The organism is Clostridium lentum (assembly GCF_014287815.1).
GTDB lineage: Bacteria > Bacillota > Clostridia > Clostridiales > Clostridiaceae > Clostridium > Clostridium lentum.
Genome location: NZ_JACOOQ010000004.1, coordinates 34158 through 51145, shown reverse-complemented (window position 1 = coordinate 51145; position 16988 = coordinate 34158). Strand labels below are relative to the sequence as shown.

General features: G+C 29.5%; 15 protein-coding genes and 1 other annotated feature (1 of these 16 only partly in view). Of the genes, 6 read left to right on the top strand and 9 right to left on the bottom strand.

Features of this window, described 5'->3' with window-relative positions:
- Nucleotides 1-107 (bottom strand) — a binding site (T-box leader) (it extends 114 nt beyond the left edge of the window).
- A 217-nt stretch (nt 108-324) separates the two neighbouring features.
- Both H8R92_RS03590 and H8R92_RS03585 read left to right on the top strand, forming a co-directional pair.
- Nucleotides 325-987: a lytic transglycosylase gene (locus H8R92_RS03590; RefSeq protein ID WP_022211724.1), complete on the top strand. Its 663-nt coding sequence runs from the start codon at nt 325-327 to the stop codon at nt 985-987.
- A gap of 130 nt (nt 988-1117) precedes the next feature.
- A complete protein-coding gene (locus H8R92_RS03585; RefSeq protein ID WP_022211723.1) occupies nt 1118-1846 on the top strand; it encodes a phosphatase in 729 nt (242 codons plus the stop codon).
- A 295-nt stretch (nt 1847-2141) separates the two neighbouring features.
- Here H8R92_RS03585 and H8R92_RS03580 read toward each other — a convergent pair whose 3' ends face one another.
- From H8R92_RS03580 to H8R92_RS03560, 5 genes are all read right to left on the bottom strand, one after another.
- Nucleotides 2142-3401: an ABC transporter permease gene (locus tag H8R92_RS03580; RefSeq protein WP_186834772.1), complete on the bottom strand. Its 1260-nt coding sequence runs from the start codon at nt 3399-3401 to the stop codon at nt 2142-2144.
- The gene (locus H8R92_RS03575) at nt 3394-4323 is read right to left on the bottom strand and encodes an ABC transporter ATP-binding protein (RefSeq protein WP_022168132.1); all 930 of its coding nucleotides are present in this window, start codon (nt 4321-4323) and stop codon (nt 3394-3396) included. Before H8R92_RS03575 ends, H8R92_RS03580 begins: the two co-directional genes overlap by 8 nt.
- Nucleotides 4324-4581: 258 nt before the next feature.
- Nucleotides 4582-5358 (bottom strand): nitroreductase family protein, encoded by a 777-nt coding sequence (locus tag H8R92_RS03570; RefSeq protein WP_022211720.1) that lies wholly within the window; start codon nt 5356-5358, stop codon nt 4582-4584.
- An 87-nt stretch (nt 5359-5445) separates the two neighbouring features.
- Nucleotides 5446-6480 carry a M42 family metallopeptidase gene (locus H8R92_RS03565; RefSeq protein WP_022211719.1) on the bottom strand — a complete coding sequence of 345 codons (1035 nt, stop codon included), beginning with the start codon at nt 6478-6480 and terminating at the stop codon, nt 5446-5448.
- 96 nt (nt 6481-6576) lie between these two features.
- Entirely contained in the window at nt 6577-9663 is a 3087-nt protein-coding gene (locus H8R92_RS03560; RefSeq protein WP_186834770.1) for an SNF2-related protein, read from the bottom strand.
- Nucleotides 9664-9881: 218 nt separating this feature from the next.
- On the opposite strand from H8R92_RS03560, the gene H8R92_RS03555 reads away from it, so the two are divergent.
- Nucleotides 9882-11051 (top strand): M20 metallopeptidase family protein, encoded by a 1170-nt coding sequence (locus H8R92_RS03555; protein WP_186834769.1) that lies wholly within the window; start codon nt 9882-9884, stop codon nt 11049-11051.
- Between the two features lie 52 nt (nt 11052-11103).
- Here the strand turns inward: H8R92_RS03555 and H8R92_RS03550 are convergent, their stop codons facing one another.
- Both H8R92_RS03550 and H8R92_RS03545 read right to left on the bottom strand, forming a co-directional pair.
- Nucleotides 11104-13377 carry a glycoside hydrolase family 31 protein gene (locus H8R92_RS03550; protein WP_186834768.1) on the bottom strand — a complete coding sequence of 758 codons (2274 nt, stop codon included), beginning with the start codon at nt 13375-13377 and terminating at the stop codon, nt 11104-11106.
- 15 nt (nt 13378-13392) lie between these two features.
- Nucleotides 13393-13950, bottom strand: coding sequence for a maltose acetyltransferase domain-containing protein (locus H8R92_RS03545; protein WP_186834767.1), 558 nt, complete (start codon nt 13948-13950; stop codon nt 13393-13395).
- Between the two features lie 128 nt (nt 13951-14078).
- Here H8R92_RS03545 and H8R92_RS03540 point away from each other — a divergent pair, with 128 nt between their 5' ends.
- From H8R92_RS03540 to ytaF, 3 genes are all read left to right on the top strand, one after another.
- Nucleotides 14079-14960, top strand: a complete 882-nt coding sequence (locus H8R92_RS03540) for an AraC family transcriptional regulator (protein ID WP_186834766.1) — start codon at nt 14079-14081, stop codon at nt 14958-14960.
- Nucleotides 14961-15042: 82 nt separating this feature from the next.
- Nucleotides 15043-15282 (top strand): hypothetical protein, encoded by a 240-nt coding sequence (locus tag H8R92_RS03535; RefSeq protein WP_022168123.1) that lies wholly within the window; start codon nt 15043-15045, stop codon nt 15280-15282.
- Nucleotides 15283-15450: 168 nt separating this feature from the next.
- Entirely contained in the window at nt 15451-16071 is a 621-nt protein-coding gene (gene ytaF / locus H8R92_RS03530) for a sporulation membrane protein YtaF (protein WP_186834765.1), read from the top strand.
- 110 nt (nt 16072-16181) lie between these two features.
- Here ytaF and H8R92_RS03525 read toward each other — a convergent pair whose 3' ends face one another.
- Both H8R92_RS03525 and yajC read right to left on the bottom strand, forming a co-directional pair.
- The gene (locus tag H8R92_RS03525; protein ID WP_022211712.1) at nt 16182-16559 is read right to left on the bottom strand and encodes a TIGR04086 family membrane protein; all 378 of its coding nucleotides are present in this window, start codon (nt 16557-16559) and stop codon (nt 16182-16184) included.
- 59 nt (nt 16560-16618) lie between these two features.
- A complete protein-coding gene (gene yajC, locus H8R92_RS03520) occupies nt 16619-16894 on the bottom strand; it encodes a preprotein translocase subunit YajC (RefSeq protein WP_022211711.1) in 276 nt (91 codons plus the stop codon).
- Between the last annotated feature and the right edge of the window lie 94 nt (nt 16895-16988).

Sequence of the window (16988 nt, the reverse complement as noted above, 5' to 3'; positions counted from 1 at the left end):
CTCAAGGATAGTCTTCTTATAAATCATATTTAGAAATGATTTCAGCCAAGTCATTTCCTCTCTGTAAACTGTATTTTTATAATACTCTTCCTTTTCATCGCAATTTACTATTAACTTACTCTTTTATTTATTATTCTCAAAAAATTAATTTTTATAATTATTTTATAATATTATATTATCATTTTTGTATATTTTTTACAATAAATTCTTTATTTTCTTCTCTTTAACTAAATATATTTTATGTCAAGAGTAAATATTTTACTTGAATATTTTAAAATACTTTTGGATATACTTGTAGATAAATTTATTGAAGGAGGGAGAAAAATGAAACATACTAAAATAATTATTGGAATTGTCATAGTCTTAATAATAAGTATACCAGCTTTTCTTTACTTTAATTATAGTGATAAATCGCTTATAAAAAACACTTCATCTACCAGTACTAGTGGAAGTAATGATACTGATACTAATGTTTCCAATAATAGTTCAAATTCTAATGGTTCTAAAAATAATAGCAGCAATAAGAATACTGAACCCACTACCACTGATTCTGAAGCAAGTACCACTGGTTCTTCAGCTTCAACAGTAACAGCTAATATGACTTACCTTTCACTAAATGATTTTGCCTCATCACTTAGTTGTGTAAACTATACAATTAAAGAAGGCGATACACTAACTTCTATATGTAGCAAATATAATACTTACTGCAATTTAAACACCAGCATAAATTTGGTTACTCTTATTAATAATATTACCAACCCTGAAGAGCTAACCATTGGAAATACATTAAAAATACCTGAAAGTACTTTTGTAAGTGGTACTTTATATAAAATTAAGGAAGGGGATTCCTGGTATAAGATAAGAGATACTTATTATAAAAATTATGATATAGATAATTTTATGAACTTTATCATTGATTTAAATGAGCTTCCAAATAATGTGCTTCCTTTAGGAGAAACTATATTTCTACCAGCTTTGAGTGTATAATTTATATTTTTTGTTAAACTTTCTCTAAATATTTTAAGATATTCTTAACAATAGTTGATTAAACTTCTTTTTCCAACTATACTAAGTTATATAAGTATATTAATATATTTAATATTTTAAGGAGAATTATATGAAATATTTATCTGATTTACATACCCATAGTATAGTTAGTGGGCATGCATATACAACATTATTAGAAAATATAAATTATTGTGCAGAAAAAGGTATAAAAGTTTTAGGTACTTCTGAACATGCACCTTCTATGCCTGGTGCTCCACACTATTGGTACTTTGGTAACTTAAAGGTTGTTCCTAGAGTTATAAACGGAGTTACCATCTTAAAAGGTTGTGAAGCCAATATATTAGACATTGAAGGTTCATTAGATATGTCAGATGAAGCATCAAAAAATCTTGATTATATGATTGCTTCATTCCATGAACCTGTATTCAAACCTAGATCAAGGGAAGAAAATACATTAGCCATATTAAATGTTATGGATAAATATGATAAAGTAGAAATCCTAGGACATCTAGGAAATCCTAACTATCAGCTGAATTATGAAGCCATAATAAAAAAAGCTAAAGAAAAAGACATTATGATTGAAATAAATAATAGTTCATTACTTGGTTCATCAAGAATTGGTAGTGATGTAAACTGCAAAAAAGTTGCCCTTCTTTGCAAAGAAATAGGCACAAAGGTAATTTTAACTTCTGATGCTCATATTAACACATGCATAGGGGTATTTAATAAAGGAATTGAGCTTTTAAAGGAAATACAAATGCCAGAGGAACTAGTAATGAATGATCCTGAAAAATTAATAGCGCACCTTAAATCTAAAGGTAGATTGTCAGATTTATAATAACTTGATAACCTCCCTTTTACTTAATATATAAATAAAAAAGATGGAAAAACTTTAATAAAAAGCTTTCCCATCTTTTTTATATAAGCTCTTGGCGGGGGCAGTCGGAATCGAACCAACATTGACGGAGTCAGAATCCGTTGTCCTACCGTTGAACGATGCCCCTATATACCTAATAAAAAAACATAACTTATTACCATTCCATAATAATACATATTTTACATTTTGTAAATATATTTATCTAATTTTATTTACAAAATACAAGATAGCCTAAAAGGCTATCCTATATATTATATTAATCCTCTTTTTTTCTTAAAGATTTTATTGCATGAGTTAATTTTATAGGATTACCATATCTTAAAGTACCCATTCTATATATTTTTGATGCTAATACTCCAACTAATAAAGTTGATACTATTAAAATTATTGCTGAAATTACCATTTCTACTATTGAAATAGATCCTAAAGCTACACGAGTAACTATAGTCATACATGAAGTAAATGGAACATAAGATGCAACCTTAACAATTGTATTATCTGGATTCATTAAACCAAAGATAGCAATAAAGAATCCAATCATAAATATAAAGTTGATACTTCCAATACTCTTACCTATATCCTCTGTTTTTGATACAAGAGCACCTAATGCTGCATAGATAAACGAATAGAATATATATCCTACAAATCCAAATACTGAAAAAGTTAATAATATATTAGCTGGTATAGCTAAGAAATTATCCAACATTCCATTCCAAGCTGCTCCAGTAATTTTATAAGTAATAACTCCACCACCAAGCATTACCCCTACTTGAATAACACTTGCTATAGTACCTGCAATTACCTTGCCAAAAATTAAACTATTTGTTGATGTACTTGTTACTAGTACTTCCATAGCACGACTGCTTTTTTCTGAAGCAACTGATGTTGCTATAAGCTGTCCATACATGATTATCATAAAGTATAAAATAAACACTAATATATAAGCGTAAAAATAGTTTTCTGAACTATCTTTTCCAAGAACATTAACATTTGATTCTATTGGCATATTATATATTGCATCTATTTCATTAAAATCAAGACCTTTTTCACTTATAGCTTGTTGCTTATACATATACCCTAAAGCTTGATCAAAAACAGCTTGTTCTGAATCATGTAATCCTTTATTTTTTACAAAGTATGTATACTTTGTAAGGCTTTCAACTTCAAATCCACCTTCAACTTGTCCATCTTTCACTAATTTTTCCAATTCATCATTACTACTTGCTGTTTGCCATTCTGAATTTGGATAAAAACTCTTTAAATACTCCATATCTATTATATTATTTTCATCATAAATGGCATATTTACTTTTATCTTCCTCTGACTTTGCTTTTTCATCTTCTTCAGCTTTTTCTTCTGTAGCTAGCTGTGGAATAATACCTGATAAATCTACCATTGATGGTAGACATATTCCTACTATCAAAAAAGCTGTAATTAAAACTGTTGTCAGTATATATGCCTTACTTTTAAAATAATTGTTTAATTCAAATCCTACTACCTTAAAAAAATTATTCATTATTATCACCTGCTTTCAAAACAAATATATCAGTAAGGGTAGGCTCATATTCACCAAACTTTTCTATATCTACTCCACTATTTATAAGTGCTAAAAGTAGCTGTTTCTTACTTATATCTTTCTTCAATTCCAATACAATGAATTCCTTTTTAACTTCATTTACGTCAACAAGCTCTGAAAAGTTATTTTCACAAACTTCCTTTAATTTCTCTAATGAATAGTTGCAAGCACTTAATACAAGCCTATTTTCACCAAATTTCTTTTTTATGTCCTTTAGGTTACCACTTAGAATAATTTCTCCCTTATTAACTATGGCAATGTCTTCACAAAACTCTTCTACATAGCTCATTTGATGGCTTGAGAAAATTACTAACTTATTATCTGCAATAAGTTCATTGATACAATCTTTCAATATTTGTGAATTAACAGGATCTAGTCCACTGAAAGGTTCATCAAGTATTACTATTTCTGGATTAGCTACCAGTGTCTGAGCCAATTGCACTTTTTGTTGATTACCTTTTGATAATGTATCTAATTTTCTATCTGCATACTCTTCTACACCTAATTTTTTAAGCCACTTATAAGTATTTTCTTTTGCTTCCTTTTTAGATAATCCTCTTAAAGTAGCAAGATAAATTATTTGTTCTGCAACCTTTCTTTTAGGATATAAACCTCTTTCTTCTGGCAGATATCCTATCTTATAATCCAACGGTTTGAATTTTTTCCCATTTATTAATATTTCCCCACTATTTGCTCTGAAAACATCCATCAATATACGAATTGTTGTTGTTTTACCTGCACCATTTCTTCCTAATAACCCTAAGGCTTTTCCACTTTCTACTGTAAAAGATATTCCATGTAGAACTTCAGTTTCGCCAAAAACCTTCTTTAAACCTTTTACCTCTAATTTTAACGCACTCAAAGTTTTCTCCTCCCTTTTATGTAGTATTGTATAACTCATATTACATTATAAATAACACTTTGTCAACTTTTTCCTAATAAAATTCTATACACATTTTTCAATACATGTATTGAATTTCCATATACTTTTTACATCCATCATAATCATATTTGCCCTCATTGTCAATTTTTCCTATGATTAATTCCCTAAAACACTAAAGCAGCGGTTTGAGATTACTTCCGCTGCTTAATTTTATCTTATGGTATTAAAATTTTTTCCTTATTCCTTTTTATCCCATTCCTTTAATGCTTCTTCTACAGACCTTTGCATTTCTTTAGAAAATGGTGCTTTTACCTTAAAATTATAATGCATTTGCGCATAGTTTTTAGCATTATATTTATTCTTTGCAGTAAATAATTGATCCCTTTTTCTAAACATATCATCAATATCTTCCTTGGAAAGCTCATTATATCTTTCTTCAAAGACTACATATTTTTCCGCAAACCTCTCTTTTAATGGCACCATGTAATCTTCTGGATAATATCCTAAAGTAAGCATTGCCACTGGAAACACATATTCTGGCAAATTAAACAATGTCTTATGATATTCCTTTTGTTCCATTATGTCTCCAATATAGCAAGAACCAATCCCAAGACTTTCTGCTGCTATTACTGCATTTTCTGCTGCTATTACTGCATCTTGTACTGCCAGAACAAAGCTTCCAGCAGAAGGCCCAGCAAAGGTTTCTCCTCTATCCTTTTGAAATTCTCTTACACCATTTACTTCATAATATTTATACCATTTGCTATAATCAGCTAAGAAAATCAATATTAAAGGTGCCTTTGCTATAAAAGGCTGATTATCACAGCTTATAGCTAATTTTTTCTTTGTTTCCTCTTTTCTTACAGTAATTATTGAATATGTCATCATATTACCAGCTGTTGGTGCCCTCATGGCAGCATTTAAGATAATATCTAAATGCTCATCTGATATATTTTCTTCCTTATATCTCCTTAAAGAGCCTCTTTTCATTATGGTACAAATTGTTTCATTCATAAATACCCCTCATTTCCTCTTTTAACCACTTATCTATTACTTAAACTAAAAGACATAGTTAATACTATGGCTTTAAATTTTCTGTTGTTAAACTAAATATGCTGTTAATAACTTAATTGTATTCTCAAGAGCTGAAACATGGGTCCTTTCCATACCATGGGAAGCATGTACTCCTGGCCCTATCAATGCCCCTCTAATATCATTTCCACCTCTTAAAGCAGCACTAACATCAGAACCATACATTGGATATATATCCACTGCATAGCTTAATTCATTTTTCTTAGCTAAGTTTACTAGCTCCGTTACCATATTATAGTCATATGGGCCACTTGAATCTTTAGCACAAATTGAAACATCATATTCACTACAGCTTAAATCTTCTCCTATGCATCCCATATCCACTGAAATCATTTCAGTTATATCTGCTGGTATATATGCTGCTCCATGTCCTACTTCTTCATAAGTAGAAATAAGTATCTTGGTAGTATACTTTGGAGTTATATCTTCTCTTTTAAACATTTCAATCATAGCTATAAGTGCTGATACGCTTCCCTTATCATCAATGAATCTTGATTTAATAAAGCCTGATTCTGTTATGGTAGTCTTTGGATCTATAAAAATAAAATCGCCTGGTGCTATACCTAGCTTTTCTACATCTTCTTTTGACTTTACCACTTCATCAATTCTAACTTCCATGTTTTCATCATCTCTTTTTTTAGTGCTGGCATCTTTAAAAACATGGGCAGCAGGACTTGTACTTAAGAAAGTACCAGTATAAAGCTTACCTTCTCTTGTTCTTATAGTACAATATTCTCCATCTAAAGTAGGTACTATAGGTCCACCTAAAAGAGTGAATCTTAATGTTCCGCTACCTGTTATTGAACGAACCATAGCTCCTAAAGTATCCACATGAGCAGAAAGCCCTACAACTCTCTCATTACTTTCTCCTGGTATTGTTATAACTGCACAACCTTTATTAGTTCTTTGAAAATTATATCCATAAGGCTTTAACATTTCTTCAATTTTATCTATTATTTCAAAACAAAATCCTGTTGGACTATTAAAACTTAATATTTCCTTTGACGTATTTAATAGAAACTCTCTATTCACATTATATTTCATAACCATTTCCTCCCAACTCTTCTTTACATAATCTATTTAAAACTATTTTCCTTCTTTGGTCAATAAATATAAATTACATCTATATATTATTTAGAATTAACTAAATAAATCTATTATTTCATCTCTGGAAAGCTTTCCTATGACATTACTTCCTATTTCCTCACCACTTATGACTTTATTAATTAGTTCTCTCTTATCCTCTTGCAGTCTTATGATATTTTCTTCCACAGAATCTTTAGCTATAAGCTTGATTACTTCAACAATATTCTGCTGGCCAATTCTATGAGCTCTATCGGTAGCTTGATCTTCAATGGCTGGATTCCACCAAGGATCAAAATGTAGCACTAAATCTGAAGATGTAAGGTTAAGGCCAGTACCTCCTGCTTTTAAAGAAATTAAGAATATCTTTAAATCTTCACTTTCATTAAACTCCTTCACCATCTCCACTCTTTTATTAGCTTTTGTACTACCATCTAAATATAAATATCCTATATTTTTTTCTGATAATTCACTACCTAATTTCTGTAGCACAGATGTAAATTGTGAAAAAATAAGTACCTTTCTATTTTCTACAATTGCCATATTTACAATATTTAGAGCTGCTTCTATTTTAGCACTTCTCCCTACATAATCATCTAAAATAAGTGATGGATCTAAGCATAATTGCCTTAGCTTAGTTAGATAAGAAAATACGGTAATCTTATTATCTTCTCCGCTATATAACTTTTGCCTCACTTCTTTTATATAAGACTGATAAACGGCCTTTTGATTTTCCTTCATCTCTACCATGAATTTCTTTTCAATCTTATTTGGCAATTCATCAATTACATCCTTTTTTAGCCTTCTTAATATAAATGGCTTAATAAGCTCTTTAAGCTCATCATACATATCTTCTTTAAGATATTTTTCTTTAAATTTTGCCTCACTTAACAAATATCCTGGCATGATATAATCAAAAATTGACCATAATTCCATTAAATTATTTTCCATAGGTGTTCCACTTAATGCTATACGGCAACTAGCTTTTATTGCTTTAACATACTTGGTGTTTTGTGCCTTTGAATTTTTAATATTTTGAGCCTCATCTATAATACAGAAATCAAATTCCTTTTCCTTATAATATTCATAGTCATTTTTTATAAGACCATAGGTAGTTACAATTACATCAAACTCTTTTTCCATCATTACAGACCTGCTTTTTTTATCTCCATGAATTATTCCCACCTTAAGACTTGGTGCAAATTTATTAAACTCATCTCGCCAGTTATATATAAGAGATGTAGGTGTAATAACAATTGATTTTTTACCTTTTTGACTTAATAGAAAAGCTATTATTTGAATTGTCTTTCCTAATCCCATTTCATCAGCTAATATTCCTCCAACCTTCAAGTTGGCAATTTCATTAAGCCAATTAAATCCTTCTACTTGATAGTTTCTAAGTTTGGCATTTAAATCATCAGGTACTTCCCTCTGTTGCCTATTACTTAAGCCTTTATCAAGTTCCTTTATGGTTTCTTCACCTTTATCAAAAGCTGTTCCTTGATTTTTTAAACTTTCATTTATATAAAGCATCTTATTTTTATCTATCGTTATATTATCATCAGATATATCTAAACTATCTAAGATATTTAATATTCTAATTACTGTCTTATCTTTCAAATCAAGATAGTTATTATTTTTTGTCTTATAAAATCCCTTTTTGTTTTTCATCTGGTTTAAAACAAAATTTAACTCTTTAATGGTGAAGTCCTTTACCTTAAAATAATATCCATCCTCCTCTTCAATAAATGAATATTCTAAGTCTTTTCCTTTAATAAGTCTTATATCTTTAAAGGCATTGTTCAGGTATACCTTACCTTCTTTTAAAAGTTCTTTAAATCTAACTGAAAGCAAATCATATATATCTTCATCTTGCCCAATAAATTTAAATTTGTTAGCCTCTTTAATAAATTTAAGTTTTTCCATTTCCATAACAATTTTTTCTTCATATATCTTGTCACGGATAAAACTCAATTTACTTACGTCTTCAAGCAATGTTATTTTTCCTACGGGATAATTTATATCTACCTTGCAATAAATTTCATCATTAGCCTTAATGAAATAAAATTCTGGTTTTATTAAACCTTTAACTAATCTTTTAACTCCTTCTCCTAAGGATATGTCCTCTGTTATATTAGAAAGAATTGTTAAAATTTTCACTAAACTTTCCTCATTATTAGCAATCATAACCTGTCCTTTATCCATCAACGGCTTATAGATTACTTTTAAAAATTTGATTTGCTCTTTAGTAGGAACATATATTTTTCTGTCATATAAAAATACATCTAAAGAATCATTTAAAGGAATTGGCATCTTATTGGTAGTTGTTACTGATATTTTTCCTTCTTTAATCTTTATATTAAAATGTATTGGCAGCACTTTCTTAATAACTTCTGCCTTATAATTAACATAATCATAATTAAAGATGATACTTTTATTATCCTCTAAAAGCATTAAAAATTCTTTCAACTCCTCTGCTTTAATTTCAAAGTATCTTCCTATTATCCTTTTTCCCTTGGAATCTTTGCTGATTATATTTTTATTGATATAACTGATGATTCTTTCTGCCTCTTCATTAAGTATATGTTTATGAGGATTATACACAAAATTATCATTAAGACTTAAAAATCTCTTATTTTCCATGCAGTAAATAAACTCATTAATAGATTTCATAAGTGCTAATGAACTATCACCAATCCACAACTGAGCAATATACTTTTCATGACCATTTTCCTTAATAGCTTTAAGCCTTGGCTCTATTTTAAGGGAAACTTTTTCAATCTTTATAGGCTCCTTACTACCTTTTTTCTTTTCATTCTTTTTTGCTATCATATAAAATTTATAGGCCACAGCCATCATATGCTTACATTTAAAATCTCTATGTACATATTTATTATCTAAGAAATCCTCACAACTACAATTTTCACCTGAAATTTTTTTATTTGGTAAGTCAACTTTTATGTGAACATTATAATACTTCTCAATTTTTTCATCTTTAACTTTTCCATATATATGATATATACTTTCTATCTTCTTACCTTTAATATCACTTACCAATTTATTTTGATAAAGCCTTTTTCCTTCAATTCTACTTATCTTTGATCCTGATAGTAATATAAGGTCAAGCATTTCATTCAAATCCATAAATTTCACCCCGATTCCTCTATATTTTATACACAATTATAGCACAATAAAAATAACTGCATCTACTAATAATCTATCTTATTCTTTATTGGATTCCATAATAAATACATTTTCTTCCATTATATTTTATCAATATACCCTATCTTATTTCTTATAAAAGATTTTTTTATGGGTATTGCATATATATATTAGGTATATTATTTTTTGAGGAATTTAAAATGATTGATATTGTAGTTGAAACAAAACTTATTGCTAACTATATTAAAAACTTAAGGAAATATTTTCATATGTATCCTGAACTAAGTATGCAAGAATTTAAAACAAGTAAAAAAATTCAAGAAGAACTTAAGAAGATAAATGTTCCATATTTAAATGAAGTAAAAACGGAAGTAATTGCTTCCATCGGTAATAATCAAGGTAGAACCATTGCCTTACGCTGTGATATGGATGGTTTAAAAATAACTGAAAATACTGGTGTACCTTATGCTTCAATTAATAAAGGAATTATGCACGCTTGTGGTCATGATGCCCATATGGCTTCACTTATAGGTGCTGCTATCGTATTAAAAAAATATGAAGATCTTCTTCCAGGAAAAGTACTTCTTATATTCCAACCTTCTGAAGAAAATGCCAAAGGCGCAAAACTAATATGTGAACATGGTTATTTAGATAATGTGGATGAAATATTTGGCCTACATGTATTTACTGACATAGACTGTGGAAAACTCTCTATAGAATCTGGTGCTAGAATGGCTGCCTCAGATAAATTCATCATTCATATAAACGGTAAAGCTGGACATGCTGGCACTCCTCATCAATGCATTGACGCTTCCTTAGTTTGCGCTGCCATACTCATGAACCTCCAATCAATTATCAGCCGTGAGATAGATCCTCTTGATAATGCCGTAGTAACCGTTGGCCATATTGAATCTGGCTCAACTCATAATATTATTTCCAGCAAAGCCGTTATTGAGGGTACAGTACGTACTTTTTCCGTTTCCACTGCTAAACATATAAAAGCATCCATTGAGCGTATTAGCTATGCTACTGCCCTAAGTTACGGAGCTACTGTAAATATTGACTATGAATCTTCTGCCCATCCAGCAGTAATTAATGATATAAATGTGGTAAATACCGCTCTTAATGGTGCAAAAAAAATCTTTACTGACAATACTTTCATTAAAACGCCTCCTATAATGCTAGGAGAAGATTTTTCCATATATCAGAAAAAGATTCCTGGTGCTTTTGCCTTTGTAGGTAGTGGCAATGATGAAATTGGCTGTGATCACCCTAACCATAGTGAAAAGTTTAATATAGATGAAAAATCAGTGATTATTGGCACACAATTATACTTAGCTTATGCTTTAGAAGCTTTATCAAAAACATAATAATTTTCAATATTAAAAGGGAGCCTTACTCTCTAGGCTCCCTTTTAGAGTATTAAAAAATCATATAGTCATAGCTTTCATATTTTCTATTGTATCCATCATGAATAAGATTTAGTTTTACCTTCATTTCCTCTTCCATTGAAACTTCTATCCTATATTCATTATACTCTCCATTTCTATAATTAAAGCTTTCACCATCATCGCAATAATGAGTATATGCCATATGCTCTACCCCATTATTTGATCCATAGATTTCTAAATGAAGCACATTATTTTCCTTTTCACCTATATAGTTCATTTCCTCCATAATAGGAATTATAGATCCAGACTTTATATAAATAGGACATGTATCTAGCGGTGCATCTTTTATGATATACTGACCACCAGTAAATTCATCCTTAGTCCAATAATCTATCCAATTATCACCTTGAGGTAAATATACAAGCCTCTTCCTAGCACCAGCCTCTACTACAGGTGCTACTAATATATTATCACCAAATAAAAACTCATCATTTATTTCATAAGTGTTTTTATCATATTGATAGTTGTATAATAATGGCTTAAATATTGGTGTACCATCAAGCTCGCATTTTCTATAAGCATCATATAAATATGGAATAAACTTATATCTTAATTTAATATATTTTCTATTTATTTCTTCTGTTTCCCTATCAAAAGCCCAAGGTTCCTGATCCCTAGTTGCCAGTGAAGAATGGTTTCTAAAAAATGGTGTAAATGTACCAACTTGCACCCATCTACTTAATAACTCTCCAGTACAATCAAATCCAAATCCACCTACATCAGTACCGCAATATGCTAATCCACTTAATCCTAAATTCATAAGCATTGGTAGTGACATTCTAAGATGTTCCCAAGTACTTTGGTTATCTCCTGTCCATATAGTTGAATACTTTTGTGTACCAGAATAACATGCACGAGTTACGATAAATGGCCTTTTTCCTGTAGCTTTCTTTAAACCTTCATAAGTGGCTTTCGCCATCATATGACCATAAATATTATGAGCTTCTTTGTGGGCCATAGGAACTCCATCATCATTAAACATTACATCATCTGGCAATGGTCCATTAAAGCTTGCTGGTTCATTCATATCATTCCAGATACCTGATACACCTGAATCTAACATTATTTTTTGATTATTCCCCCACCAATTTCTCACAGCACTGTTCATAAAATCAGGATATACTGCATCGCCTGGCCATACTTTATTAACATAAACCACTCCATCTTTATCAGTGGCAAAATATCCCTTTTTAAGTCCTTCATCATATATACTATAGCCTTTTTCCTTCTTAACTCCTGGATCAACAATTGTCACTACCTTAAATCCCTTTTCCCTTAATTTTTTCATTATTTCCTCTGGGTTACTAAACCTGTTATTATTCCAAGTAAAGACTTTATATCTATCCATGTAATCAATATCTAAATATAAGATATCGCAAGGAATATCTTTTTCCCTAAAGCTATCGGCAATTTCTATCAATCTTTCTTCATTGCCATATGACCATCTACTTTGAGCATAACCTAATGTCCAAAGTGCTGGAAGAGGTGTTCTTCCTGTAAGATAAGTATATCGCTCTACCACTTTATTAATTTGTGGTCCATTAATAAAATAATAATCAATATTACCATCTACTGCTGAAAAGTAATAATAATTACTATTTTCCTTACCCATATCAAAATGAGTTTCAAAATGATTATCAAAGAATATTCCATAGGCATTTCCTTTTTCTAATGCTATTAGAAATGGAATAGATTTATATAAGGCTTCAAAGGTTTCTCCATGTGGCGCTGGATTATCTGTATTCCAATTCTTATAATGATATCCTCGCTTATTTAAGGAGCCTGTTCTCTCTCCTAACCCATAAAATAAAGTATCCTCATTCATAGTTTTTTTGACAAATACTTTAAATTCTTCTTCTTTAGCATATTCATGTCCTTCATCCTCTAGTAAAGTGTAATCACCACTACGTCTTATAAAGGGACTTCTTTTTCCTCGATGATCTGAACATATAAGCTCATTTTCTATGGTATATATATCTATCATAAATTCATCATAAACTTTTATTATAAGAGCTTCTGTGATAATGTCGATAACACCTGTTCTTTTCTCCACTGTAAAATTACATATATTATTATCTAAATATTCTATAGCTTTAGATTTTCTTTCCTTGGAAATCTTTGGTACAAAGAAATTTATTATATCTTTCGTAATAATCTTTATATATGCAGTACTTTTCTCATAATTAACGCTTACTGTATTTTCATCAATAGTATAACTTAATAATTCTCCAAATTTTTCCACCATAATACCCTCTTATTCTTATATATTTTCTTTTATTATTTTAGCAGGGTTCCCACCTACCACTACATTGTCTGGCACATCTTTAACAACAACAGCTCCAGCTGCTACAACTACATTATTTCCAATGGTCACACCTGGTGTAATTATACTTCTTCCACCTAACCACACATTATTACCAATGGTAACTGCCTTACCATATTCAGCACCACTACATCTTTTTACTGCATCTAGCGGATGAGTGGCTGTATAAATATGAACACCTGGTGCTAAAAATACATTTTTTCCTATAGTAACTGGACATACATCTAATATTACGCAATCAAAATTGGCATAGAAATTATCACCTACTTTGATGTTATATCCATAATCACACTTAAATGTTGGTTCAATAAATATATTTTCTCCTACTTCTCCTAAAAGTTCTTCTAATATTTCTTTTCTCTTCTCCATTTCAGTTTCAATTGTATTATTATAAATTCTCGTAAGTCTTCTAGCATTTATTCTTTCATTTACTAAAGTTTCATCTCCAGATAAATACATTTCCCCATTAGTCATTTTTTCTTTCTCACTTCTCATAATTAGCTCCTCTTTAATAAACAATTTATGTTATTATTAATATAATACTGTAATTATATATTAACTTTCACCTTAATACTTCATTAAAAATTACATTTTTATATAACAAAACTGCTCTAGGAGGATTTATGAATTCAGATTTACTTAATTTAAAAGAAAATAAAAATCATGGAGATTTTAATATTTTGCTTAGCACTTATAAAGGTGAAATAACAGAAGCCTTTCCTCATGTGGTATTGCATTGGCATAAGGAAATAGAAATGACCTTAATCTTAAAGGGAAAAGCTGAATATAAAATAGATTTTGCTACATTTACAGTGAATGAAGGAGATATTGTTATTATTTCTCCTGAAAGTCTTCACGCCATCAATAAAATTAACAGTTATGATATGGAATGGACAACTATAATATTTAGTCTTGATTTGCTTAAAAGTCATCTTACTGATGGATGCTCACTAAATTATATTTCCCCTTTGCTGAATAAAAGTTATAAGCTACCTGTAATAATCAATTCTGAAAGCTCTGGTTATAAAAAAATTTATTCAATTATTAAGGAAATCCCTTCTACATATGATAAAAAAGATATTGCTTATGAATTAGAACTAAAATCCATGCTATTTAACCTCTTTGCAAATTTCTATAAATATAACTATGTCCATAAAGAAAATAACTATAGTGAACTTACTAATGATATTCAAAATAAAATGAAAACCATCCTTAATTATGTACAGGAAAATTACAATAGAGATATTTCTATTAAAGAAATTTCTAAGTTATGTAATTTCAGTGAATATTATTTTATGAGATTTTTTAAAAAATATTCTGGTACTTCTTGTTTAAAATATATTAATAACTATAGATTAGAAAAAGCTGCTGAATTATTAAAATCCACTGCCTATTCTATTACAGATATTTCTTTAGAATGTGGCTTTAACAATTTATCGTATTTCAATAAGTTATTTAAAAGAAAATATCATCTTACTCCAAGAGAGTTTAGGGATAATATATAAATTTTAATATTGCCTTAATATACCTTCATAGGTTATACTAAATGTGCAAAATAAATATACATTTAAATTTGGAGGTACTAAAATGAGTTGTGGATGTTCAAACTTAGGAAATGACGGAAAAGCTGTAGTAGATTTAGTAAGAAGTAAAGGAAAAGCTGATCTTAAATTAAGAAATGCTTATGAGATAAATTGTTCTTGTGGACAAACTTTTACTATGGAAATATTAGTTGATAGATGCCCTCATTGTAATATGACATATGGAGTTACACCATGTAGCCAAGGAGATGTTAACAACATCAAAGCTGCTGGAATTAACTACTAATATTATTTAAGCCCAGCAAATTGTGCTGGGCTTAAATTCATATTGATAAATCTTTTATTTCTTTCATCACCTATATATCTCATAACAATATTAATTTAAAAGATTAAAGTAACTAATTTTAGTTTTTTCGAATATATTAGATATTATATCAATTAAAGGAGTATAAAAATGCATATTTTTTCTTCTATTTTACTTGCATTTTCCTCAAGCATTGACAGTCTGATAATAGGCATTGCCTATGGAGTAAAACAAATTAGAATAAAACTCATCATTAATTTAGTAATTTCCATAATTGTAACGTTAACAACATTTCTTGCTATGTGTTTAGGACACCTTATTTGTGATTATATTCCCACTGGCATTTGCAACTATATAGGTTCAAGTTTATTAATAATAGTAGGCTTATATATTCTTTGGGATTATTATGAAAAAAAGCATAAGCATATGGAAGAAAACTTGGTAGAATTTATTAACTCTTTAGATTATGACGAGATAGTTGAGCTTAATAAAACTGCCGACATAAATGGCTCTGGAAACATTGAAATAAGTGAAGCAATAACTTTAGCATTATCCTTAAGCATCAATAATCTTGCTTTAGGAATTGGTGCTAGTATTTCAGGTATAAGCATATTTCTCACCACAATTTTAACCTTTGTTTTTAGCATCATTACAATGAGCATAGGATTAAAACTTGGATCAAGGTACTTATCAAAAATTTTTGGTGAATACTCGCCGCTATTTTCTGCAATTATCATAATAGCCATGGGTATATTTGAATTTTTCTTTTAATACTAAAAGACAGCTAATGCAAGCTGCCTTTTTATTTAATCTTTTCCATAAAATTTTTCAGGATATTTTATTTTTTTAAAATTGATAATGGATACTAGATAATTAAATATCTAACTTTCTCCTATATTTATTCCTAGCATTCCTGATAAAAAACCTACTATAACACATAATGCAAATCGTATAAGTTCATAAAGTCCAAACTTTGAGCTGGCACCTAATAATACTCCTGTTATATATAGTGCTATGTAAAAGAATACTCCCACTGCTAGTCCAACTAACCATCCGTTTTTACCATGAAGCTTTGCTGCTAAAATTGTTCCAAATACCAAACCAAGCGAAGTAATAACAACATAAAGGCCACTAAACATAGATTCACTTATTTCAACAAATGTCATAAATAGAGATAATATTGCTGTTAAAATTACTGTTACTGCGATAGAACCTATTAATCCCTTTAAGACACAAGAAAAATAATTCTTCCAGTCCATAAAAAAACACCTCCTATGCTTCATAATATGAAGCAGTAGAAGGTATTATTCCTTACATCTTATGCGTCTTTAGTTATTTTTTGAGCAACAGAATTCTTTGTTACTCTTATTCTAACTCTATCTGGACCACTTTGAATTACTAATTGATCTTCATCTATTGTGATGATTTTTCCAACGATTCCACCTCTTGTTAAAACCTCATCATTAACTTGTAATTCAGCTAACATGTTATTATATTTTTTACTTCTTTTCTTTTCTGGTAATATTAATAAGAAATACATTATTGCAAACATTGCTGCAAAAGGTATTACTATTTGAATTAAAGCTTGTGCCATAATTAAGTTCACCCTTCCGTATTTAATCTACATAACTTTTGTATCACTATAAATCATACTTCATTTTAAATATACTGTCAAATTTAAAATATAA

Excerpts from the sequence above, each read along its gene's own strand:
- ytaF (WP_186834765.1), top strand. The coding sequence starts at position 15,451 with ATGCATATTTTTTCTTCTATTTTACTTGCATTTTCCTCAAGCATTGAC.
- H8R92_RS03585 (WP_022211723.1), top strand. The coding sequence starts at position 1,118 with ATGAAATATTTATCTGATTTACATACCCATAGTATAGTTAGTGGGCAT.
- yajC (WP_022211711.1), bottom strand. The coding sequence starts at position 16,894 with ATGGCACAAGCTTTAATTCAAATAGTAATACCTTTTGCAGCAATGTTT.
- H8R92_RS03525 (WP_022211712.1), bottom strand. The coding sequence starts at position 16,559 with ATGGACTGGAAGAATTATTTTTCTTGTGTCTTAAAGGGATTAATAGGT.
- H8R92_RS03550 (WP_186834768.1), bottom strand. The coding sequence starts at position 13,377 with ATGGTGGAAAAATTTGGAGAATTATTAAGTTATACTATTGATGAAAAT.
- H8R92_RS03565 (WP_022211719.1), bottom strand. The coding sequence starts at position 6,480 with ATGAAATATAATGTGAATAGAGAGTTTCTATTAAATACGTCAAAGGAA.
- H8R92_RS03590 (WP_022211724.1), top strand. The coding sequence starts at position 325 with ATGAAACATACTAAAATAATTATTGGAATTGTCATAGTCTTAATAATA.
- H8R92_RS03545 (WP_186834767.1), bottom strand. The coding sequence starts at position 13,950 with ATGAGAAGTGAGAAAGAAAAAATGACTAATGGGGAAATGTATTTATCT.
- H8R92_RS03570 (WP_022211720.1), bottom strand. The coding sequence starts at position 5,358 with ATGAATGAAACAATTTGTACCATAATGAAAAGAGGCTCTTTAAGGAGA.
- H8R92_RS03555 (WP_186834769.1), top strand. The coding sequence starts at position 9,882 with ATGATTGATATTGTAGTTGAAACAAAACTTATTGCTAACTATATTAAA.
- H8R92_RS03540 (WP_186834766.1), top strand. The coding sequence starts at position 14,079 with ATGAATTCAGATTTACTTAATTTAAAAGAAAATAAAAATCATGGAGAT.
- H8R92_RS03560 (WP_186834770.1), bottom strand. The coding sequence starts at position 9,663 with ATGGATTTGAATGAAATGCTTGACCTTATATTACTATCAGGATCAAAG.
- H8R92_RS03580 (WP_186834772.1), bottom strand. The coding sequence starts at position 3,401 with ATGAATAATTTTTTTAAGGTAGTAGGATTTGAATTAAACAATTATTTT.
- H8R92_RS03535 (WP_022168123.1), top strand. The coding sequence starts at position 15,043 with ATGAGTTGTGGATGTTCAAACTTAGGAAATGACGGAAAAGCTGTAGTA.